General features: G+C 48.2%; 19 protein-coding genes and 5 tRNA genes. 7 read left to right on the plus strand and 17 right to left on the minus strand.

The annotated features are described in order from the left end of the window. Positions 1–13: 13 nt before the first annotated feature. The 13 genes from TRQ7_RS02505 to TRQ7_RS02560 form a co-directional block, all read right to left on the minus strand. Positions 14–3,802, minus strand: a complete 3,789-nt coding sequence (locus TRQ7_RS02505) for a DNA-directed RNA polymerase subunit beta (RefSeq protein ID WP_041437851.1) — start codon at positions 3,800–3,802, stop codon at positions 14–16. A gap of 192 nt (positions 3,803–3,994) precedes the next feature. Beyond that, the gene (gene rplL, locus TRQ7_RS02510; RefSeq protein WP_012645102.1) at positions 3,995–4,378 is read right to left on the minus strand and encodes a 50S ribosomal protein L7/L12; all 384 of its coding nucleotides are present in this window, start codon (positions 4,376–4,378) and stop codon (positions 3,995–3,997) included. Positions 4,379–4,394: 16 nt separating this feature from the next. Then, positions 4,395–4,934 (minus strand): 50S ribosomal protein L10, encoded by a 540-nt coding sequence (gene rplJ / locus TRQ7_RS02515; RefSeq protein ID WP_012645103.1) that lies wholly within the window; start codon positions 4,932–4,934, stop codon positions 4,395–4,397. A gap of 148 nt (positions 4,935–5,082) precedes the next feature. Next, positions 5,083–5,784, minus strand: a complete 702-nt coding sequence (rplA, locus tag TRQ7_RS02520; protein ID WP_012645104.1) for a 50S ribosomal protein L1 — start codon at positions 5,782–5,784, stop codon at positions 5,083–5,085. Between the two features lie 23 nt (positions 5,785–5,807). Continuing rightward, positions 5,808–6,233 carry a 50S ribosomal protein L11 gene (gene rplK / locus TRQ7_RS02525; protein WP_012645105.1) on the minus strand — a complete coding sequence of 142 codons (426 nt, stop codon included), beginning with the start codon at positions 6,231–6,233 and terminating at the stop codon, positions 5,808–5,810. 51 nt (positions 6,234–6,284) lie between these two features. Further along, entirely contained in the window at positions 6,285–7,346 is a 1,062-nt protein-coding gene (gene nusG, locus TRQ7_RS02530) for a transcription termination/antitermination protein NusG (RefSeq protein ID WP_012645106.1), read from the minus strand. A gap of 11 nt (positions 7,347–7,357) precedes the next feature. After that, positions 7,358–7,555 (minus strand): preprotein translocase subunit SecE, encoded by a 198-nt coding sequence (gene secE, locus TRQ7_RS02535; protein ID WP_012645107.1) that lies wholly within the window; start codon positions 7,553–7,555, stop codon positions 7,358–7,360. A 26-nt stretch (positions 7,556–7,581) separates the two neighbouring features. Next, a tRNA-Trp gene (locus TRQ7_RS02540) sits at positions 7,582–7,657 on the minus strand. A gap of 4 nt (positions 7,658–7,661) precedes the next feature. Further along, the gene (rpmG, locus tag TRQ7_RS09495) at positions 7,662–7,811 is read right to left on the minus strand and encodes a 50S ribosomal protein L33 (protein ID WP_081434630.1); all 150 of its coding nucleotides are present in this window, start codon (positions 7,809–7,811) and stop codon (positions 7,662–7,664) included. 27 nt (positions 7,812–7,838) lie between these two features. Continuing rightward, positions 7,839–7,925: transfer RNA gene (locus TRQ7_RS02545), tRNA-Tyr, on the minus strand. 14 nt (positions 7,926–7,939) lie between these two features. After that, positions 7,940–8,015: transfer RNA gene (locus TRQ7_RS02550), tRNA-Thr, on the minus strand. 22 nt (positions 8,016–8,037) lie between these two features. Next, a tRNA-Met gene (locus tag TRQ7_RS02555) sits at positions 8,038–8,110 on the minus strand. A gap of 116 nt (positions 8,111–8,226) precedes the next feature. After that, positions 8,227–8,302, minus strand: a tRNA-Met gene (locus tag TRQ7_RS02560). Positions 8,303–8,357: 55 nt separating this feature from the next. Here TRQ7_RS02560 and TRQ7_RS09715 point away from each other — a divergent pair. From TRQ7_RS09715 to TRQ7_RS02590, 7 genes are all read left to right on the plus strand, one after another. Next, entirely contained in the window at positions 8,358–8,510 is a 153-nt protein-coding gene (locus TRQ7_RS09715) for a hypothetical protein (protein ID WP_015918734.1), read from the plus strand. Between the two features lie 63 nt (positions 8,511–8,573). Next, positions 8,574–9,224: an FAD-dependent thymidylate synthase gene (gene thyX / locus TRQ7_RS02565; RefSeq protein ID WP_041843924.1), complete on the plus strand. Its 651-nt coding sequence runs from the start codon at positions 8,574–8,576 to the stop codon at positions 9,222–9,224. Between the two features lie 2 nt (positions 9,225–9,226). Further along, positions 9,227–11,368 carry an outer membrane protein assembly factor gene (locus TRQ7_RS02570; RefSeq protein ID WP_041843925.1) on the plus strand — a complete coding sequence of 714 codons (2,142 nt, stop codon included), beginning with the start codon at positions 9,227–9,229 and terminating at the stop codon, positions 11,366–11,368. A 12-nt stretch (positions 11,369–11,380) separates the two neighbouring features. Then, positions 11,381–12,523, plus strand: a complete 1,143-nt coding sequence (gene purK, locus TRQ7_RS02575) for a 5-(carboxyamino)imidazole ribonucleotide synthase (protein WP_041843926.1) — start codon at positions 11,381–11,383, stop codon at positions 12,521–12,523. Then, the gene (gene purE / locus TRQ7_RS02580) at positions 12,511–13,026 is read left to right on the plus strand and encodes a 5-(carboxyamino)imidazole ribonucleotide mutase (RefSeq protein ID WP_008192081.1); all 516 of its coding nucleotides are present in this window, start codon (positions 12,511–12,513) and stop codon (positions 13,024–13,026) included. Before purK ends, purE begins: the two co-directional genes overlap by 13 nt. Before the next feature lie 122 nt (positions 13,027–13,148). Continuing rightward, entirely contained in the window at positions 13,149–14,363 is a 1,215-nt protein-coding gene (gene hydF, locus TRQ7_RS02585; protein WP_008192079.1) for a [FeFe] hydrogenase H-cluster maturation GTPase HydF, read from the plus strand. Continuing rightward, a complete protein-coding gene (locus tag TRQ7_RS02590; RefSeq protein ID WP_041843927.1) occupies positions 14,360–15,736 on the plus strand; it encodes an aspartate ammonia-lyase in 1,377 nt (458 codons plus the stop codon). Before hydF ends, TRQ7_RS02590 begins: the two co-directional genes overlap by 4 nt. Here the strand turns inward: TRQ7_RS02590 and TRQ7_RS02595 are convergent. The 4 genes from TRQ7_RS02595 to TRQ7_RS02610 are packed head-to-tail and all read right to left on the minus strand — an operon-like array spanning position 15,724 to position 20,656. Beyond that, positions 15,724–17,154 carry a gluconokinase gene (locus TRQ7_RS02595; RefSeq protein ID WP_041843928.1) on the minus strand — a complete coding sequence of 477 codons (1,431 nt, stop codon included), beginning with the start codon at positions 17,152–17,154 and terminating at the stop codon, positions 15,724–15,726. The two genes, TRQ7_RS02590 and TRQ7_RS02595, sit on opposite strands and share 13 nt — an antisense overlap. Beyond that, positions 17,151–18,434, minus strand: a complete 1,284-nt coding sequence (locus tag TRQ7_RS02600) for a lactate racemase domain-containing protein (protein ID WP_041843929.1) — start codon at positions 18,432–18,434, stop codon at positions 17,151–17,153. Before TRQ7_RS02600 ends, TRQ7_RS02595 begins: the two co-directional genes overlap by 4 nt. Positions 18,435–18,446: 12 nt before the next feature. Further along, a complete protein-coding gene (locus TRQ7_RS02605) occupies positions 18,447–19,205 on the minus strand; it encodes an SDR family oxidoreductase (RefSeq protein ID WP_041844542.1) in 759 nt (252 codons plus the stop codon). A gap of 5 nt (positions 19,206–19,210) precedes the next feature. Next, entirely contained in the window at positions 19,211–20,656 is a 1,446-nt protein-coding gene (locus TRQ7_RS02610; protein ID WP_041843930.1) for a tagaturonate epimerase family protein, read from the minus strand. Positions 20,657–20,659 lie beyond the last annotated feature (3 nt).

The following is a 20,659-nucleotide window of genomic DNA, read 5'->3' on the forward strand; positions in this document are numbered from 1 at the left end:
ATCACCCTCCCGATCAGTACTTATCGATATCTATCTCGTTACCATTCTCATCGTAGAGCCTCACATCAAGGGCAAGCCCTCTGAGCTCTTTGATGAGAACCCTGAAACTTTCAGGAACACCCGGTTCTGGTATGTTCATGTTTTTGAGTATGGCCTTGTAGGTTTCGTTTCTGCCCTTGATATCATCGGACTTTATTGTCAGCATCTCCGCAAGGGTGTGTGCTGCTCCGTACGCCTCCAGAGCCCAGACCTCCATCTCTCCAAGTCTTTGACCACCGAAGTGGGATTTTCCTCCGAGGGGTTGCTGGTGAATCAGAGAGTAGGGTCCTGTGGATCTTGCGTGTATCTTCTCTTTGGCTATGTGAACGAGCTTCAACATGTACATGTAACCGACCACCACGGGATTGTCGAAGGGCTCTCCCGTTCTTCCGTCCCTGAGAATCACCTTTCCAGTCGGGTTGTTTTCGTCGTCTCCAAGGTGGAGTCCTCTCTTCTTCCTTTCTTCGTACAGTGGTTTCAGAATTTCATCTTCTTTTGCACCTTCGAAAACGGGTGTTGCGAACCACTTGCCCGTCAATTTTGCGAGCCATCCAAGGTGTGTTTCGAGGATCTGACCAACGTTCATACGGGATGGAATACCAAGCGGATTCAGAACCATCTGAACCGGTGTTCCATCGGGCAGGAACGGCATGTCTTCCTTTGGAAGAATGTTGGAAACAACTCCCTTGTTTCCGTGACGTCCCGCCAGTTTGTCTCCTATGTCCAGTGTTTTCCTGGTTGCCACGTAAACCCTGACCAGTTTCAAAACACCGGATCCCAGGTCCGCTATATCGTTCTGATCGTACACATCCACCCTTATGACTCTTCCTTCAACACCGTGCGGAAGCCTCAGGGAAGTATCTTTGACGTCTCGACCTCTCTCTCCGAAGACCGATCTGATGATCTTCTCCTCCGGGGTGGTGTCTCCTTCTCCCTTGGGAGTTACCTTCCCAACGAGAATGGCCTGAGAACCCACTCCGTAGTCACTCACAACGTAAGCTCCCACCCTTATGATTCCGTTCTCGTCGAGATTCTTGAGGAGTTCTTTGCTCACGTTCGGAATGTCCGCGGTGATCTCCTCAGGTCCCAACCTCGTTTCTCTGGCCTGTGTTTCGTAGACCTCTATGTGAACGGATGTGAAGACATCCTCTTCGAGGAGTTCCTGACTGACCAGAATGGCGTCCTCGTAGTTGTAGCCTTCCCATGGCATGAACGCAACGAGTATGTTCCTTCCAAGAGCAAGTTCACCCATGTCCGTTGCAGGACCATCGGCTATTGGATCACCCTCTTTGACGAAGTCTCCCTCGTTCACAATGGGCTTCTGGTTTATGGTTGTATCCTGGTTGGACCTCACAAACTTCAGCAACCTGTACTCGTCCAGAACGGGATTTCCATTTTCATCGTACATGGGATTCCCGTTTTCGTCGGTTCGATGAATGACGATTTTGGACGCATCCACTTCTTTTACGATCCCGTTGTGCCGTGCCAGAACAACATAACCAGAGTTCTTCGCCGCTTCCCATTCCATACCCGTTCCAACGAGTGGGGCTTCCGTTTTCAAAAGAGGAACGGCCTGCCTCTGCATGTTGGAACCCATGAGAGCCCTGCTGGCATCATCGTGTTCGAGGAAGGGTATGAGAGAAGCGGAAACGCTGAACGGTTGCTTCGTGGAAACGTCCATAAGGTCCACTTCTTCTCTGGGAACGAGTCTGATGTCTTCACCCATACGCGCCACAACTCTTTCAGGAATGATGTTACCTTCTTCATCCACAGGGGTTGTAGCGGGAACGATCTTGTACTCTTCCTCCTCGTTCGCTCTCAGATAGACGATCTCGTCTGTCACCTTACCGTTGACCACTTTTCTGTAAGGTGTCATCAAGAAACCGTATTCGTCCACTTTGGCATATATCGCAAGTGATGTGATGAATCCTATGTTCGCACCTTCAGGGGTTTCAATGGGACACAACCTTCCATACTGTGAGTAGTGAACGTTTCTTGCTTCGAAGACTTTCGATTCTCTTCTCAGACCACCCGGACCGACCGCTGATACCCTTCTCTTGTGGGTGAGTTCTGAGAGTGGGTTCACCTGGTCCATGAACTGGGAGAGCTGATTCATGGCGAAAAACTGGTTAACCGTTGAAATGATGGACTTGATGTTTATCAAACTCTGTATGGAGACCTTACTCAGAGAACTTATCAGAGTGAGTCGTTCCTGTATGGCCTTTTGCGCTCGAGCAAAGAGTCTTTCAAACTCCCTCTGTACAAGTTCTCCCACCGATCTGACTCGCTTGTTTCCGAGATGATCCTTCGTGTCGAAGGGGATCGATGGAAGTTCCTTGTTTATGTTGGAAACGTATCTAATGGCCGCAAAAACACCTATGTCTGAGGTGACATCGTAGTTTCTTCTGAATGTGGTGATGAGCTTTCTCAGATCGTACGGCGCAGTTTTCCTTTTTGAAAGATATTCCTCTTTGAATATCCTTATCAGACTCTTCAACTCGTAGGAATCTATTTCAAAGTCGTTTATGTATCTTCTTTCGAAGTAATCGAAGAGTATTCTTGAGGCAAGAACAATGTCGAGAGGCTTCAGAATGGTGGCTGTTTCGCTGTAGGTTTTCTTCCTGGCTTCTTCTGGATCTTCACCTTCGACTTCTATCAGGTACCTTATGTAAGCGTTCTTCAGCCTTTCGTTCACTTTGTACCTTCCCACTTCCGAAAGATCGTACCTTTCCGAATTGAAAAACAGGTCGTGCAAATATCTCTTCGCAGCGTTGATCCTTGGGAGTTCTTCTGGCCTCAGTCTTCTGAAGATCTCAAGGTAGGCATCCACAACCGTTACCTCATTCAAGCCGTAAACCTTAGTTCTTTCCTCCTCGGTTTCACTTTCCTCGCCGGTGGAAAGAATCTCAAGCATTTTCTCGAAAGTGTTCTGAGCGATTGGATGAACAATCTTGATCTGCTCTATGTTGGACGACATCAGAATTCTTTCTGCCAGATCTTTGGTGAGGATATCCCACTTTTCCGCTATTTTTCTGTCACCGTCGTAGATGTCTTCGAGGATGATAGAACCAACGTGTAAAAGGAGACTATCCTCATCGTCTGCATCCAGGAATGTGGGATAGAGTGAGAGAATATCCTCGTCTTTTTCGTATCCTATGGTCTTCAGAAACAGAAAGAGATTGACCTTTTTCCCATCCAAACCAGCGTAGAGAACACCATCGTACGGATCGAGGATAACCTCGAGCCATGCTCCTCGGGAGGGGAGGAAGTATCCACCGTACTCTTCTCTGTCTATGTATTCAGAGGAGAAGTACAGACCTGGAGAGACCACTATTTGATTGACAACGACCCTTTCAGCACCGTTTATTATGAAGGTACCTCTTTCCGTCATGTAGGGAATGTACCCCAGGAACACTTCTTCTTCCTTCATTTCACCGCTTTTCAGGTCTGTGAGCCGTGCGGTTGCGTACACGGGAACACTGTAGGTCAAACCCTTGGCCTTGCACTCCAGGGGATCAACGGTAGGATCTCCCACTCTTGTGGAGACGAATTCGAGGGCGAATCCTTTGTCGGATCTTTTCAAATCTGAACGGGTCGATTGTGAGTAAATGGGGGAAAACTTTTTGAGGACTTCGAGAAGGCCTTTTTCAAGAAACTTCTGGTAGGAGCTTTTCTGAATTTCCACAAGGTCAGGTACTGGTAGGGGTTCATGAGTTTTGCCGAAGGAAACCCTCGTTCTCCTACCACAGGAAATCTCTTTCATTTTCTCACCTCTCATTGTGGAGTGAAAAACCCCCAGGATGTATTTTCTCCTGGGTTTCAGTTGCTGGAGAAGAGAGAAGCGAGTCGGGCGAGAAGAGATACTCGTACCGCACTCTTTTTATTAAAACACAAAAACCCTGTACCGGCAAGACCCGGTACAGGGTTGCAACATACTTTTTTCACAAACGAAAATTTACTTCAATTCCACCTCGGCACCAGCTTCTTCGAGCTTCTTCTTGATCTCTTCGGCCTCTTCCTTGGAAACGCCGCTCTTGATGACGGCATCCGGCGTTCCTGCCTTTTCGACGAGATCCTTTGCCTCTTTCAAACCAAGACCCGTGATCTCTCTCACAACTTTGATCACCTGAACTTTGTTCTGGCCGAAGCTCTTCAGGATCACATCGAATTCCGTCTTCTCTTCCTGAGCAGCTCCAGCAGCACCTGCCACAGGCGCAGCAGCAACCGCCACGGGAGCAGCAGCCGTCACACCGAATTTGTCCTCCAGCTTTTTAACGAGTTCTGCCAGCTCTGAAACCGTCAGTTTCTCGATAGCTTCAACGATTTCATCAATCGTCATCTCTACACACCTCCACTCATTCAGATTTTTTCTCTTTAACGGCATTGAGCACAAGCACAAGGTTCCTCAGAATTCCACTCAACACGAAGACAAGACCAGATATCGGTGCCTTCACGCGACCAACGAGCATAGCGTAGAGTTCTTCTTTGGATGGAAGTTTCGCTATCTTTTCCACTTCTTCCGAAGAGAACTTCCTTCCCTCAAGGAATCCACCTTTGAGTTTTGAGAGATCTGCGTTCTTTTCCTTGTAGAAGTTGTAGATGATCTTCACCGCCTCAACTGGATCACCGTCGGTGACGTAGAGAACAGCGGTAGGACCTTTGAGAAATTCTTCATATCCTTCGTAGCCTGCATCCTTCAGTGAAAGGGTGAGGAGTGTGTTCTTCACAACTTTGAATCTGGCACCGCCGTTGTACTTTTCTCTCAGCCTGGAACGGAGTTCTGTGAGATCGGCTACGGTGAACCCTGTAAAATCTGCGAACAGTGCCAGGGATGATCTCTTGAATATCTCGGTCATCTCTTTCACTATTGCTTCTTTTTGTTGTCTGGTCAGCAACGAATTCACCTCCCAAAAAAATTTTGTGGACCCCGGAGGGTCCACAAAAAGGCCTTAGTGCCCTTTTGGGACGCCTCCGGCAGGATGTTTAACCCGGAAAGGGACCTGCCATCTACGGCGTCGCTCGGCTATTTGTTTTTACTATCACTTACTCATTCAAAATGCTCTGGAGATTCAATTTTATCCCTGGTCCCATTGTAGAAGCGAGAACCGCCTTCTTTATAAACTGTCCCTTCACTCCCGCCGGTTTCATCTGCATAATCTGCTTGATGGCGGATATGACGTTTTCTTTGATTTTTTCATTATCAAAGCTCTTCTTTCCTACAGGTATATGAATGTTTCCCGTTTTGTCTGTTCTGACCTCTATCCTTCCCTTTTTGAACTCTTTAACAGCCTCCGCCACCTCGTTCGTGACGGTCCCGGATTTCGGCGAGGGCATCAGTCCCCTGGGTCCGAGTATCTTTCCGAGTCTTCCTATCACCCTCATCATGTCTGGAGTTGCTATCGCGACATCAAAATCAAGGAAACCTTCTTTTTCTATCTTCTCCACAAGATCCTCCGCTCCCACGTAATCTGCTCCTGCTTCCTGTGCTTCTTTGGCCTTTTCTCCCCTTGCAAACACGAGGACTTTGACCTCTTTTCCTGTTCCATGAGGAAGAACGATGGTTCCTCTTATGTGCTGGTCAGGCTTTCTGTAATCTATTCCCGTCTGGATGTGAAGCTCTATAGTTTCATCGAACTTCGCGGTGGCCGTTTTCTTGACGAGCTCCACCGCTTCGTCCAGATCATAGTACTTTGTACGATCCACCAGCTTTTTTGCTTCCAGATATCTTTTGGAGTGCTTCGGCATTACGCCTCCTCCTTTCCGTTACATCAGTCTACCACTTCTATTCCCATGCTTCTGGCCGTTCCCTCTATGATCCTCATGGCTGCCTCAAGGTCGTTGGCGTTCAGGTCCGGCATCTTTATTTTTGCGATCTCTTCGATCTGTTTTCTGGTGACCTTACCAACGATTTTTCTCTTCGGTTCAGAAGAACCACTCTCTATGCCCGCGGCTTTCTTCAAGAGAAAAGACGCAGGGGGTGTTTTGATGATGAAGGTGAACGATTTGTCTTCGTACACAGTGATAACGACAGGAAGAATCATTCCTGCCTTGTCCGCTGTTTCTGCGTTGAATCTCTTACAGAACTCCATGATGTTCACACCATGCTGTCCCAGAGCGGGTCCAACCGGTGGCGCAGGCGTAGCCTTTCCCGCCGGTAACTGCAACTTGATCTGAGCCGCTACCTTCTTCGCCATGTTTCCGAACCTCCTTATGCGTGGTACGGAACTCTCCTCCCACGTTTTCTCTCACTCGATCTTCTCCACTTCGGAGACGTGGAGCACAACGGGCGTTTCTCTTCCAAAGATGGTAACGTTGACCTTCAGTTCCTGTCTTTCCGGATCTATCTCTTTGATGACACCAGCGAAATCTTCGAATGGACCACTTATGATTTTCACCGTATCTCCCACTTTGAAACCCATTTCCACCTTGACAGGCTTCTTCTTCTCTTCGTACTCCTCAAGACCAGCAAGTCTCAGAATAGGTCTTATCTCTTTATCCTTGACGGGAATGGGTTGTCCACCGGAACTCACAAATCCCATGACGTAAGGCACAGAACGGACAAAGTTGTACGCTTCATCGTTCATGATCATCTCTATGAAGACGTATCCCGGAAAGAGTTTCCTCTTCTTTGTTTTGTAGATCCTGATCTCTTTTCTCGTTGGATAATCGACGACTTCGACCCTTCCAGAAACCTTTGCAAAGAATTTTCTAGCTTCTGCGAGCATTTCTCCTTGTTTCACTTCTTTTCCTTTTTTTATTCTTGTCCTGTCAAAGACATCCTTTGGAATGTAGTAAACATCCTGTTCTCCCTCTGGTGTCTGAACGACCACCTTCTTCATGCGCTCTATCTCAACGATCCTACCATCGAGTTCACAGATGTACTCTTCGTTCTTTGAGAGAGGCAGTCCCTGTTTGACTTTTGTGCCAACTTTCAAACCTGTTTCGATACCGGCCGACTCGGGTATGTAGTAGGTTTTTGTGTACTTTTTGTCGATGGTTTCTATCACTATCCTCCTCACGTTTTTCACTTCGACGATTACACCGTTTCGTCTCGCGTAGATGGGAGGTTCTTCGGCTATGAGATCTCCCTTGTTCACATCCTTGCCGTTGTTAACATGCAACTTGGCTTTGGGGGAGAGAATGATCCTCTCAGAAGGACTGGTAGCATCCAAGACCACTTCCTCAGGAATCACTATCCGACCAACAAGATTCCTGATACCTGTGGCTTCTATTTTTCTTTCGATGTTTTCTTTAACCTTTTCCTCGTAGCCTGACATGGTGACTATTATGTACCAGTTCTTTTTCATCGCTCATCACCTTATCCTATGCCGAGTGCTTTGAAAATAGCACTAACCACGCCAGAGAATATGAAATCCAGCACAAAAAAATAAAGCCCCGTGACTATCAGAATTACGAGAACAACACTGAAGGAAGTCAGGAGCTCCTTTCGGGAGGGCCAGGAGATTTTCTTTGCCTCGGCGATCACTTCTCTGAAAAATCTTCGAAGTTTTTCCACCTTTCATGCCCCCTCAGATCACAAAATGGCAGGGCCGGCAGGACTCGAACCCGCAACCACCGGTTTTGGAGACCGGCGCTCTACCAGTTGAGCTACGGCCCTGCGATTATGCCTTTGTTTCGGTATGAACAGTGTGAGAATTGCACTTTGGACAGTATTTTCTCAACTCAAGTTTTGCTCTCTTGTCTTTGTTCTTCGTAGTATAGTAATTCTTGTTTCCACACTTGGAACATTTCAGAGCTACCAGCACTCGCATGTTGTTTCACCCTTTCCTGAAAAAATCTGGTGGTGGGGGGAGGATTTGAACCTCCGAAGGCATTCTGCCAGCGGATTTACAGTCCGCCCCCTTTGGCCACTCGGGCACCCCACCACTGAGAATCCCGTTGGAGCCAGCGGTGGGACTCGAACCCACAACCTACTGATTACAAATCAGTCGCTCTACCGATTGAGCTACGCTGGCCCTATTTTTTCGAAGACCTTTATGGCGGCGGTGGGACTCGAACCCACGACACGGTGATTATGAATCACCCGCTCTCGCCGCTGAGCTACGCCGCCCAGGACCGTTTGATAATTTTACTATCACACTTCTTCCTTGTCAACCTGGTTCACACTTGAGAATTTTGAAAAGTGTGTTAAAATAATAAGGAGAGCGACGCTCTCCTTTCTAAATCTGGTGGGCTCGGGAGGATTCGAACCCCCGACCACCCGGTTATGAGCCGGGCGCTCTGCCAGCTGAGCTACGAGCCCATACCGCACTAGATTATATTCTAACACATCCCTCTTGTCAAGGAGTGTGATCAGTATGAAGAAAGATCCTGTCAAGGAAATGCTCGGAAAATACCCGAGGATCCTTGTGATAAAGGCCGCTTTGAAGATCCTGAAAGACGGCAACAAGATTGACAGGGAGCGGATCGAAAAGACCATTGTCAAAATCATGACGAAAAAAGAGGGCTGAGGAAACTCAGCCCTTTTATGATAGTATTTATCAGAGGAACCCTTCAACCGAGGAGGATCAGTCATGAAAATACCCGTTCTCGACAAGGGATTCGTCGAACTGGTAGACGTCATGGGAAACGATCTTTCGGCAGTCCGAGCCGCCAGAGTTTCTTTCAACATGGAACTGAAAGACGAAGAAAAAGACAGACGCCTTGTTGAATACCTCATGAGACACGGCCACGAGTCTCCTTTCGAACACATCGTGTTCACCTTCCACGTGAAAGCACCTATATTCGTTGCAAGACAGTGGTTCAGACACAGAATCGCTTCCTACAACGAATTGAGTGGTAGATATTCAAAGCTCTCCTACGAATTCTACATTCCTCCTCTACAGCGTTTTGGGCAATCTAAAATCGATCCAGAAAAGGCTATTGAGAAGATATCGCACACAGTGAACGAGTCTTATCGGACTTACATAGAACTGCTTGAAGCTGGAGTTCCCAGGGAAGTTGCCAGAATAGTACTCCCTCTTAACCTGTACACGCGCTTTTACTGGACCGTGAACGCAAGAAGCCTCATGAACTTTCTGAACCTGAGAGCAGATTCACATGCACAGTGGGAAATTCAGCAGTACGCCGTTGCCATAGCAAAGATCTTCAGAGAGAAATGCCCCTGGACGTACGAAGCCTTCATCAAACACGCCTACAAAGGAGATCTCCTGAGGGAGGTATGAGTATGAAAAGAAAAACCCTGGTAGTACTGGTTATAGCGTTTCTTGCCGCTTCTTCCATGGCAGTCTACATATCCGACGTGAAATTCGAAGGGCTGAACGTCATCACCCCGGACTTCATCACCCAAAAAGTCGGGAAACTCTTTGGTGAAGTGACATCGGATGAAATACAGGATTACCTGAAGAAGATCTTTGATCTTGGTTACTTTTCCTCGCTCACTCCGTCTCTGGAACCATCGGATGTGGGATACAAACTCATTGTAACGTTGAAAGAAAATCCCACGGTCAGTGACTGGAAGATTGAGGTGGAAGGACCTGGCCTTGTCGATCGAAAAGAAATCGAAAAACTCGTGAAGATAGAAAAGAGCAAGCCGTTGAACACGAATTCCCTGAAGGAGACCTTCGAAGCGATCAGAAACAGGTACCAGGAAGCAGGGTATTTCCTTGTGGAGATAAACGGAAGTTTCGAGAACGGGACTTACAGAATAGTTGTAAAAGAGTACGCTCTCTGGGACATCGTGTTCAACGGTGAAACGGATGGACTGGACATCGTGTCCATCCTGTCGAAAGCAAAGATAAAGACCCTGAGAGATTACTACGCTTCCTCTCCTCTTGTCAGATTCTTCACGATGAGTAAAAAGGACTTCTATCCTACCCTTTCAGAGGTGAACAAACTCATCTCCGTTTTGAACTCCTATCCCTTCTTCTCCCGGGAAACATCCGTGGACTTCAAGAAGACGACGGTGAAGGATATCGAAGAGAAAAATGTCGTCATCATGGTCATCAACGTGGTGCAGAGAAGAATATTCGAAGGAGAGAAAAAATTCAAAGAGATCCTCTTCCATGGAAACACGATCTTCACAGATCAGGAACTGCTCCGCGCGTCCGGTCTCTCTACGGATGAGACCTACACGAATTCTCAGATTCTTCTTGCCATGAACAGGCTGGTGGATTTCTATGAAAGAAACAACTATCCGTACGTCTGGGTAGAAGCCAGGGTGGAAGATGACAGGCTCGTGTTCAATGTCTATGAGAAGTACGTCCGATCGGTCAAAATAGAAGGGCTGAAGAGAACCAGACCGTACGTGGTGGAAAACCTGATCACCATAAAGGAAGGAGAACCTCTCAACAAAGAGGAGATCATGCTCACGTATTCCTACCTTCAGAACAGCAGGTACTTCGACTCGGTGAACATCTATCCACAACTCTCTCAGAACGCAACTCAAGTCGACGTTGTTGTAGATCTGAAGGAAGCAGAGAAGACAAGAAACTTCATCGGCGGGCTTGGCTGGACCATGCCAAAAGAGGGTGAGTGGTGGCAGGGATTCTCCGGAACCGTTCAGCTTTCTGCGGTGAACTCCTTCGGGTACGGAGAGTCGTTCTCGATTGACTTAAACCTTGGATTCATCGAAAGAAGCGTTGAGGGAACGGTCAAACTTCCCATCAAACTCGATGTTCCTATGAATCTCGAACTTGGAGCAGGATACACAAATTATGCTACCTCTAGCGGAACAGACACGGTCAGCCTGAAAGGGATCGTTTCCACCCTTCCGTACAAGGGACACTCCTTTGGAGTCGGTGCGCTCTACGAAAAGGAACTGGTTGAAGACAGCAAAGGAACACTGGCAGCACTCTTCAAATACAGGTACAACACGAAAAACTCGGCCATTCTTCCAACAGAAGGGTATTATCTTTCTTTCGATCTGACACGTGCAGGTATTCTAGAACTCAACGATCAGAAGTACTGGAAAGGAATTCTCTCTGGAGAGGCTTATTATCCGATCTTCGAAAGCCTGTACTGGAGTTTCAAAGGAACAGGTGGTATGGTCTACAACGAGATTGGAACGGAACTTCTCGAGGTGTCCGGACCTTACACGGTCCGTGGCTACGACTACTTCGAAACTGAAAAGATGTTCAAACTCTCTGTTGATCTGAACTGGATTCTTCAGAGAGAGAACGTTCCGGTTGTGACCGGTGTGTTCTTCGACTACGGTGGTATAGAGGAAGATGGAAACATGAAACTTCTCTCCTCCGCCGGTGTGAAACTCGATCTTGTGATTCCTCTTCTTGGAAGTGTAGAAGTCGGAGGTGCCTACAGATTCAACGAAAAGAACTGGCAAATCTACTTCTTCATGGGTGGCTGGTGAGGAGGGAAGTCGGTGAAAAAGATCGGCATCATTGGCGGTGGCCAACTCGGAAAGATGATGACCCTGGAAGCAAAGAAGATGGGGTTTTATGTGACCGTGCTCGATCCCACTCCGGGGAGCCCCGCTGGACAGGTTGCGGACGAGCAGATAGCCGCAGGATTTTTCGACTCAGAGAAGATAGAAGAACTGGTGAAAAATTCGGACGTCACCACCTACGATCTTGAACACATAGACGTTCAAACATTGAAAAGACTCTACGATGAAGGCTACAGGATACACCCTTCTCCACACATTCTGGAGATCATCCAGGACAAACTCATCCAGAAGGAGTTTCTGAGGAAAAAAGGTATTCCCGTTCCCAGATACAAACTGGTGAGGGATTTAGAAAACGACGTTAGGGACTTTGGTTTTCCTGTTGTTCAAAAGACAAGAAGGGGAGGATACGACGGAAGAGGTGTGTTCATCATAAAAAACGAAAAAGATCTCGAAAACGCCCTGAGTGGTGAGACCTACCTCGAGGAATTCGTTGAGATAGAAAAGGAACTCGCTGTCATGGTGGCAAGAAACGAAAAGGGAGAGATTGCGTGCTATCCTGTGGTGGAGATGTACTTCGATGAAGATGCGAACATATGCGATGTGGTGATAGCACCCGCCAGAATAGAAGAGAAAGAGACAAAGATCGCAAGAGATATCGCTGTGAGTGTCGTGGAAGTCCTTGAAGGTGTTGGAATCTTTGGCATCGAGATGTTCCTCACAAAACAGGGTGAGATCCTCGTCAACGAGATCGCACCACGCCCGCACAACTCCGGCCATTACACCATAGAAGCGTGTGTAACAAGCCAGTTCGAGCAGCACATAAGGGCCATCATGAACCTGCCGCTTGGCTCGACAAAACTTCTCATCCCCGCCGTGATGGTGAACCTGCTCGGTGAAGAAGGACATTACGGAAAACCTGCTCTTGTGGGTCTGGAAGAGGCTCTGGCCATAGAAGGTCTTTCCCTTCACTTCTATGGAAAAAAAGAAACAAGACCTTACAGGAAGATGGGACACTTCACCGTGGTCGATGACAGCGTGGAAAGGGCACTTGAGAAGGCACTGAAGGCAAAAAAGATCCTGAAGGTTGTATCGGAGGAGGGAGCGATGTGCCAAAGGTAGGAATCATCATGGGAAGTGATTCTGACCTTCCTGTGATGAAACAGGCAGCGGAGATCCTCGAGGAGTTTGGGATAGATTACGAGATCACGATCGTTTCCGCCCACAGAACTCCGGATCGCATGTTCGAGTACGCAAAGAGTGCCGAAGAGCGGGGTATAGAGGTCATCATCGCAGGAGCAGGGGGAGCAGCGCACCTTCCCGGAATGGTGGCAAGTATCACACATCTTCCCGTTATCGGTGTTCCTGTGAAGACCTCCACACTGAACGGTCTTGACTCTCTTTTATCCATCGTTCAAATGCCGGGGGGAGTTCCCGTTGCCACCGTCGCCATAAACAACGCAAAGAACGCGGGAATACTCGCAGCGTCCATTCTGGGGATCAAGTATCCGGAGATCGCAAAGAAGGTGAAAGAGTACAAGGAGAAAATGAAACAGGAAGTTCTGGAAAAGGCAAAAAAACTTGAAGAGATGGGATACAGGGAGTATCTGGAACAGAAGGGTTAATTTGTGATAAAATTAACTTGGAAAGCCCAATCCCACCTGAGGTGGAGGGTATCCGACACCGAGGGGGGGGAGAACACCCCTTCGGTTGTGCGAAGGGGATTTTTCTTTATAGAGGTGATAGTGTGAGACTGCCGGACGCCGGTTTCAGAAGATACATCGTTGTTGCGGGAAGAAGGAACGTTGGAAAATCCTCTTTCATGAACGCCTTAGTTGGTCAGAACGTGTCCATCGTGAGCGATTATGCGGGAACAACGACCGATCCCGTCTACAAATCCATGGAACTTCATCCTATCGGTCCCGTCACCCTCGTGGACACCCCTGGACTCGACGACGTGGGAGAACTTGGAAGACTGAGGGTAGAGAAGGCAAGGAGGGTGTTCTACAGGGCAGATTGTGGAATTCTCGTGACAGACAGCGCACCAACTCCCTACGAAGACGACGTTGCAAATCTCTTCAAAGAGATGGAAATTCCTTTTGTGGTCGTGATAAACAAGATCGATGTTCTGAAGGAAAAAGCCATGGAACTGAAAAGACTGTACGAGGATCGATACGAAGCAAGGGTGCTCCTTGTCTCGGCACTTCGAAAGGAAGGCTTTGAAGATATAGGGAAAGTCCTCTCTGAGATCCTTCCGGACGACGAGGAGATTCCCTATCTTGGCGATCTGATAGATGGCGGTGATCTTGTGATTCTTGTTGTTCCCATAGACCTTGGAGCACCCAAGGGAAGGCTCATCATGCCACAGGTACACGCAATAAGAGAGACTCTGGACAGGGAAGCCATCGCACTCGTTGTGAAGGAAAGAGAACTCAGGTACGTGATGGAGAACATTGGAATGAAGCCGAAACTTGTGATCACAGATTCTCAGGCCGTGATGAAGGTCGTCTCCGACATCCCCGACGATGTGGAACTCACCACCTTCTCGATCGTGGAATCACGCTACCGTGGCGATCTTTCTTACTTCGTTGAGAGTGTGAAGAAGATAGAAGAGTTGAGAGATGGCGACACGGTCGTGATCATGGAAGGTTGCACCCACAGGCCCCTCACCGAAGACATCGGAAGGGTGAAGATTCCAAGATGGCTCGTGAACCACACGGGAGCGCAGCTCAACTTCAAGGTCATAGCCGGAAAGGATTTTCCTGATCTTGAGGAAATAGAAAACGCAAAACTCATCATCCACTGCGGTGGATGTGTTCTGAACCGCTCAGCGATGATGAGAAGGGTGAGGATGGCAAAAAGACTCGGTATACCGATGACGAACTACGGTGTGACCATCTCTTACCTTCACGGTGTGCTAGAGCGGGCGATTCGTCCATTCAGGGAGGAAGTGAGGGTTTGAGAAAAGAAAGAGACTATCTCGGAGAACTGGAGATAGAAGACGACGCTTACTATGGAATACACACCAGGCGAGCCCTGATGAACTTTCCGCCAACTGGCGAAAGACTCGACGAGACGTTCATCTGGGCGTACTTCATGGTGAAAAAAGCCTGCGCTCTTCTCAACACCGAACTCGGCTACCTGGACGAGCGAATAGGAAACGCCATTGTAAAGGCATGCGATGAATGGGAAACGTTGAAAGAACACGTTCTGGTGGATCCCCTCTCGGGTGGAGCTGGAACGTCGATAAACATGAACATAAACGAGGTGATAGCAAACAGGGCAACAGAGATACTCGGTGGAAAGAAAGGAGAATACCTCGTCGATCCCATAGATCACGTGAACCTGCACCAGTCAACGAACGACACCTTTCCAACGAGTGCGAAGATCGCCACCATTGTGAAACTGAGAAAACTCATAGAAGCGGTGATAAATCTTCAGGAGAAGATCCAGGAGAAAGAGAAGGAGTTCTACTCCATCAGAAAGCCGGGAAGAACCCAGCTCATGGATGGCCCACCGATCATGCTTGGACAGGAGTTCGGTGCCTTCGCCGATGCCCTCGCAAGGGACAGATGGAGGCTCCACAAGGTCGAAGAGAGAATAAGAAGCGTGAACATCGGGGGAACAGCGATCGGAACGGGAGTTGGGGCACCGAAAGATTACATCTTGAAGATCGTGGAAAAAGTAAGAGAAGTAACGAAGGTGAAGATCGCCAAGGCGGAAAACCTCATAGACGCAACCCAAAACTGGGATGTCTTTGCGGAGGTTCACGGTCTTTTAAAATCCCTTGCGGTGAATCTCTACAAGATCTCAAACGATATCAGACTCCTTGGAAGTGGGCCAAACACGGCGATAGGTGAACTCATTTTGCCGGCGGTTCAGGCGGGAAGTTCCATCATGCCGGGAAAGGTGAATCCGGTTGTTCCAGAGTATGTGATGCAGCTCTGCCACATGGTCTTCGGTCACGACACGATACTGAACCACACATGTGCACTCGGAAACCTCGAACTCAACCAGTTCGCCCCACTCATAGTCCATCTCACACTCAAGTCCCTCACACTTCTCACAAACGCCTGTCGCTCCCTGACGGAATACGTGGTGAACATAAAGGCAAACGAAAAGCGGTGTGAGGAACATCTCTCACGTTCTGTGTCGAACCTCACACCGCTGATAAAGATGTTCGGTTACGAGGCCGTCTCAGAAGCGGTGAAGAGGGCAAACTGGGATATCGGAAAGACTCTGGAAATTCTCTCTCGGGAAAAGAACGTTCCGATCGACGAAATAGCAAAAAAACTGGATCTGAAGAAGATGACCGGTCTTGGTTACTCCCTGTAGAAATAGTCCACCAGTTTTTCGTAGAGAAATCTGTAATCATCGTAGAGTTGTTCGTATTTTTCGTTTCTTTCAGGATCGCAGCGAAAAACCTGCTCCACACGGACTTCCTTTTCAAGGAATTCTTCTACGCTCTCTCCTAGAGATTTCAGGGCCATCACGTAGGCACCGAAGGCGGAAGGATTCTCCACGTTTGTGACCGTGATATCTTTTCCCAGAACATCCGCAAGGAGCTGAACCCAGTAAGGCGAACTGGTGAAGCCTCCCGTTGCAACGATCCGAACAGGATCCACATTCCCCACTTTTTTTACCGCGTTGTATATGTCTTTTATTCTGAAACAGATTCCTTCAAGCGCCGCCCTGGCGATATCGCTTCTTCTGTGAGATGAAGCAAGTCCCACCAGAACACCCCTGTACCTTTCTCTCCAGTGAGGTGCCCTTTCACCGTTTAGGAAGGGAAGGAAAACAAGACCGTTTGCCCCGATTGAAGACTTCTTTGCCTCCTCTATGATCTCGTCGTAACTGTCGAACTTCATAACATCTTTCAGCCACATCAGCACGATTCCACCGTTGTTTATCGCACCACCAAGAACGTAGTTTTTCTCATCGATCAGATAGCACCATGTGGAGATACCTTCCCGATCTATCACGGGTCTGTCCAGAACCACACGGAACGCACCACTTGTTCCGATCGTTACGGTGGCAGAATCCGGATCCATAGCGTTCAGTCCAACATTCGTCATCACCCCGTCTCCACCGCCGAGGACCAGATAGACCTCTCTGAAACCAAGTTCTTTCGCTACTTCTTCTTTCGCTTTCAACTGAGCGTAAGGTGACTTGAGTTCTGGCAGGTTTTCTTTCTTCACTCCCACGATCCCGAGGATCTCATCGTCCCACTCAAGGGAATGTATGTTCATCATACCGGTTCCAGATGCAAGGGAAATCTCCTCTACGAACTCTCCTGTCAGTTTGTTGACTATGAAGGCTTTTATCGAACAGAACTTCTTTGAATCTGAGTTCTTCTTCATCCAGAGAATCTTCGAAGGCCAGTACATCGGATGAAGCGGGCAGGCCGTTCTTTCGTAGAAGAACCTGGTTCCGTATTTCTTTTCGAGTTCTTCCTTTTCACGATAGGACCTTCTGTCCGCCCAGTTGAGAAGGGGTGTTACCGGATTGAAACCTTCATCGAGCCCAACCACACTGTGAAAAACAGAACTCATTCCAACGTAGAGAACGTCTCCTTCCTTTGGAATCTGCTTCAAGAGGTCGTAAACGGCCGACAGAATCTCTTTTGGGTCCTGCTCCACTGCCTCTGGAGATGGGAAAAAGATCCTGTAGGACTTCTTCAGAACCTTCCACTCACCGTTACTTTTGAACATGAGACGAGCGCTCTCTGTTCCAATGTCTATGGCCGCTATCATCTTCTCCTCTCCCTCAGATCGTAGAGATACTTTCCTCCCGGCACTATCCAGAGGGAATCCTCGTCCATGAAATCTTCCTTTCTTATCTTCGAGGGGTCCATGTAGCCCAGGTTCACCGCTCTGCACTCGTCCTCGGGAATGGAGGTCGCCAGAATCACATCGAACTCGAACTCTTCCTTTCCCGTTTCTGGATCGAACGTTCCAGTTCCCCTCACGTTGATCACATGCGCTGCAACGTTTTTGTTGAAGTCAGGGTGCTTTTTCAGATACCACTTCACGTAGTCTTTGCAGTGATATCCTATCTCCCTGATCCATCTGTCCATTTGAGGATTGGAGTGAAATCTCTTTATATGAGGTGCGTAGATGATGATCTGTCCACCTTTTACCATCACACCGGGCCTTTGGAGTTTGTAAGAACCCTTTCCGGCGGTCCAGACCTCGTCGTATTCTTCTCCAATCACCTGGACAGCTCTTTTGAGGGGGCGGTCTATGTACTTAACATGGAGTTGAGAACTGAGTTCACACGCCTTTTCGTACGCTTTCAGAAAGCCCTCGAATCCTTCGTCTATGTAGAGAGCCCTTGGAATCACCTCTTCCTCTTCCTCGTACACCATGTTCAGGGTGAAGGATCTTGCTTTGATCTTTCGAAAGATCATCTCCGATGCTCTGTTTATGATCTTCCGTGCGGGATTGTCCACCGTACCTATGAGCTTTGGAATACCCATGAGCACCGCAGCCCAGTGGAAGGTATCCACCACCTCCGTGCTGGCGATACCGGGAATTACGATCTTCAACCCGCCCGAAAAGCCCGTTGATTCATGAGGAACGGTACCGTTTATGAAAAAGATCGCATCGAAGTCTCCAAAGAGCAGTTTATTCACCTTTATCGGTATCTCCTCTTCCAGATCCCCTTCTGTCATTTCGGAGACAAAATCAGAAGGAAGCGTTCCAACAAGCGTTAAGGCCTCTGGATTGAAGAACTCGTGGTTGTGGAAGAACACTCCTTTTTCGTCCCTTGAGATACCGAGTTTTCTTTCGAACTCTTCCACCTTCATCGCCCTGTGCGTGCCACTCGCGTTGAGCGTGTGAAATTCCTCCATACCTTTTTCCAGAAGCAGTCTGTAGAGATTTTTTGCGATCAGGTGGGTGAAATCCACACGGGTATAATCCGTGTGAACAACCAGGACCTTTTTCACCCTTTCAAGGTCGCTCACAAGCTTTGCAAGTCCTTCCTTTATCTTTTCCTCGGTCAGTGGATTTCCTTCCAGATACACCGTCATGCTCTCACTCCTTCAATTTGCGGTCCATCCACCGTCCACGAAGATGATCTGTCCTGTTACATACCGCGCCTCTTCAGAAGCAAGAAAAACGGCCGCTCCTTTCAGATCTTCCGGAACACCCGTTCTGCCGAGAGGAATTCTCTTCAGCATGTAGTCCAGTTTCTCAGGATCGCTGAAGACCGCTTCTGTCATCTTTGTTCTGTACCAGCCAGGGGCGATGGCGTTCACCCGGATGCCGTACTTTCCCCATTCTTTTGCAAGGGCTTTTGTCAAAGAGGCAACTCCTCCCTTCGAAGCAGCGTACGCAGCGATGTTTGGCATCGTGACTTCTTCAACGGTGAGAGAACCGATGTTTATGATCGAGGGATTATCTGATTTCCTGAGAAGACGAAATGCCTCCCTACACACGTAGTAAGTTCCAAAAAGGTTCACCTCTATCACCTGTCTGAACTCATCGAGAGGAAATTCTTCCGCTGGATGTCTTCTGTTTATCCCCGCAGCGTTGACCACCGTATCGAGCTTTCCAAATTTCTCTTTCACTGCTTCCAAAAGTTTTTTCACTTCCTCATAGTTTGAAACATCGCATCGGAAAGCCATCGTTTCAACGCCGTATTTTTCTGTCAACTTTTGAGCCGCTTCTGATGCTTCCTCCAGATTTCTGCTTGCAACGACCACTGAACATCCAACCTCTGCCAGCCCCTGAGCGATTCCAAAACCCAGCCCACGAGAGCCACCGGTTACGAGGGCAACCCTCCCCCTGAGATCGAACACCTCTTTCACCCCTCCAGCAGATCCACGTGCCTTTTTATATGTTTTGCCACAGTTTCGTAAAAGAGTTCCTCGTTTTGTTCAAGCGCCTCAAACAGCCGTTCTTTCAAAGATGCATCTTTCAGAACAGAGCCATAGGTGACATGGATCAACTGTCTCACGTTGATGTCTTCAAAAAGACCTGGAAGATCTTCATCTTTCACTTTCTCTACTTCCGGAACTTTCGACAGATCCGCAGATATGTGATAGGACTTTCTGTCTTCCTCAAAGTGATCGAGAGCACACCTGTAGATCTCCCGGAAGAGCTCCGGGTTGACCATGGATATGACCTTCACCGCCTCAAGATAACTCGTTCCGGCTGTCTTCACGTGGAAAAGGCCTCCTGTCGCGGAAGCAAAAGCAGGATACACGGAAAATTTGTCGCTTCCAGAGTGGAGTGATATTTTGTATCCTTCGAACATCCTCGAAATTTCAGCGTGCATCTTGATCTCTTTCTCGAACAGCCCAAGGTCTCCTTTGTAATCGATACCTTTTTCCCACTCACCGATGAACCTCAAAGCGAGGTTGGTGAATTCCACACCCCGTCTTCTGAGTTCTTCCACGACGAAGATGTGAAACAGTGGACTGGTGGGTGTTTCTGTCTCGTCAACGGAAACCTCGAAATCGAAGTCCGAGATCTCCTCTTTCAAAATTTGATACATCATATCCACGTGGGCGATCGCATCATAGTACACCAGAGCAGCATCCCTCAAATTTTTCTCGTCGAACTCCAGTCTTTCACCGAGGACGGTGTATTTTTTCCCAAGATAGATCCTGTCGATTCGCTCTTTTTTCAGTATTTCCTCGAACATCTCGTTCTTTTCTCTTTCACTGAGTTTTGAGAGGTTTCTCACGTGGTCTGAAGGATCGATCGTGAACATGGAAAAGCCTTCTTTTGCGGCTGCGACAAGATCTTCAGGATTTTTCACATGGTCTGCGTCCGCTCCAAATCCTTCTGTGTATCCTTCCTGGAACACTCCCCAGGTTGCATCATCGAGTACATCCCTCCAGGTTCTTCCCGTTCTTTCATTCTCTCTCACAGACTGCTGAGCAAAAACGGGAAACAGACCAGAACCTCTCAGTGCTCTGACATGGGCAGGTGTTGTGATTCCAAGTCTGTCACCGGTTCCAAAGGACGCCTTCAATCCCACTCGGGTGGGTTTCAGATCGGGAAAGTATTTTCTCAGGATCTCCAGATTTTCATGGTTCCTTTCGCAGAAGAAAAACGTCTTTCCACCCATCTGATGCTTTTTGAAGAACGAAACACCTTCCGGTACCTTTTCACCCGAAATTACCAGTACCTTCCCCTCTTCTCCTTTCACAAGAAAGAAGGAAAACCCTTCCTTTTTTCTATAGGAGCTTTCGTAAACTTCATATCCTCTTCCAAAATGATCTTTGAACACCTTCAAGGACATACC

It is taken from the genome of Thermotoga sp. RQ7, assembly GCF_000832145.1.
Taxonomy (GTDB): Bacteria; Thermotogota; Thermotogae; order Thermotogales; family Thermotogaceae; genus Thermotoga; species Thermotoga neapolitana.

Coding starts and splice junctions, on each gene's coding strand:
- TRQ7_RS02505 (WP_041437851.1), bottom strand. CDS start 3,802: ATGAAAGAGATTTCCTGTGGTAGGAGAACGAGGGTTTCCTTCGGCAAA.
- rplL (WP_012645102.1), bottom strand. CDS start 4,378: ATGACGATTGATGAAATCGTTGAAGCTATCGAGAAACTGACGGTTTCA.
- rplA (WP_012645104.1), bottom strand. CDS start 5,784: ATGCCGAAGCACTCCAAAAGATATCTGGAAGCAAAAAAGCTGGTGGAT.
- rplK (WP_012645105.1), bottom strand. CDS start 6,233: ATGGCGAAGAAGGTAGCGGCTCAGATCAAGTTGCAGTTACCGGCGGGA.
- nusG (WP_012645106.1), bottom strand. CDS start 7,346: ATGAAAAAGAACTGGTACATAATAGTCACCATGTCAGGCTACGAGGAA.
- rpmG (WP_081434630.1), bottom strand. CDS start 7,811: ATGCGAGTGCTGGTAGCTCTGAAATGTTCCAAGTGTGGAAACAAGAAT.
- TRQ7_RS09715 (WP_015918734.1), top strand. CDS start 8,358: ATGAAGAAAGATCCTGTCAAGGAAATGCTCGGAAAATACCCGAGGATC.
- thyX (WP_041843924.1), top strand. CDS start 8,574: ATGAAAATACCCGTTCTCGACAAGGGATTCGTCGAACTGGTAGACGTC.
- TRQ7_RS02570 (WP_041843925.1), top strand. CDS start 9,227: ATGAAAAGAAAAACCCTGGTAGTACTGGTTATAGCGTTTCTTGCCGCT.
- TRQ7_RS02595 (WP_041843928.1), bottom strand. CDS start 17,154: ATGATAGCGGCCATAGACATTGGAACAGAGAGCGCTCGTCTCATGTTC.
- TRQ7_RS02600 (WP_041843929.1), bottom strand. CDS start 18,434: ATGACGGTGTATCTGGAAGGAAATCCACTGACCGAGGAAAAGATAAAG.
- TRQ7_RS02610 (WP_041843930.1), bottom strand. CDS start 20,656: ATGTCCTTGAAGGTGTTCAAAGATCATTTTGGAAGAGGATATGAAGTT.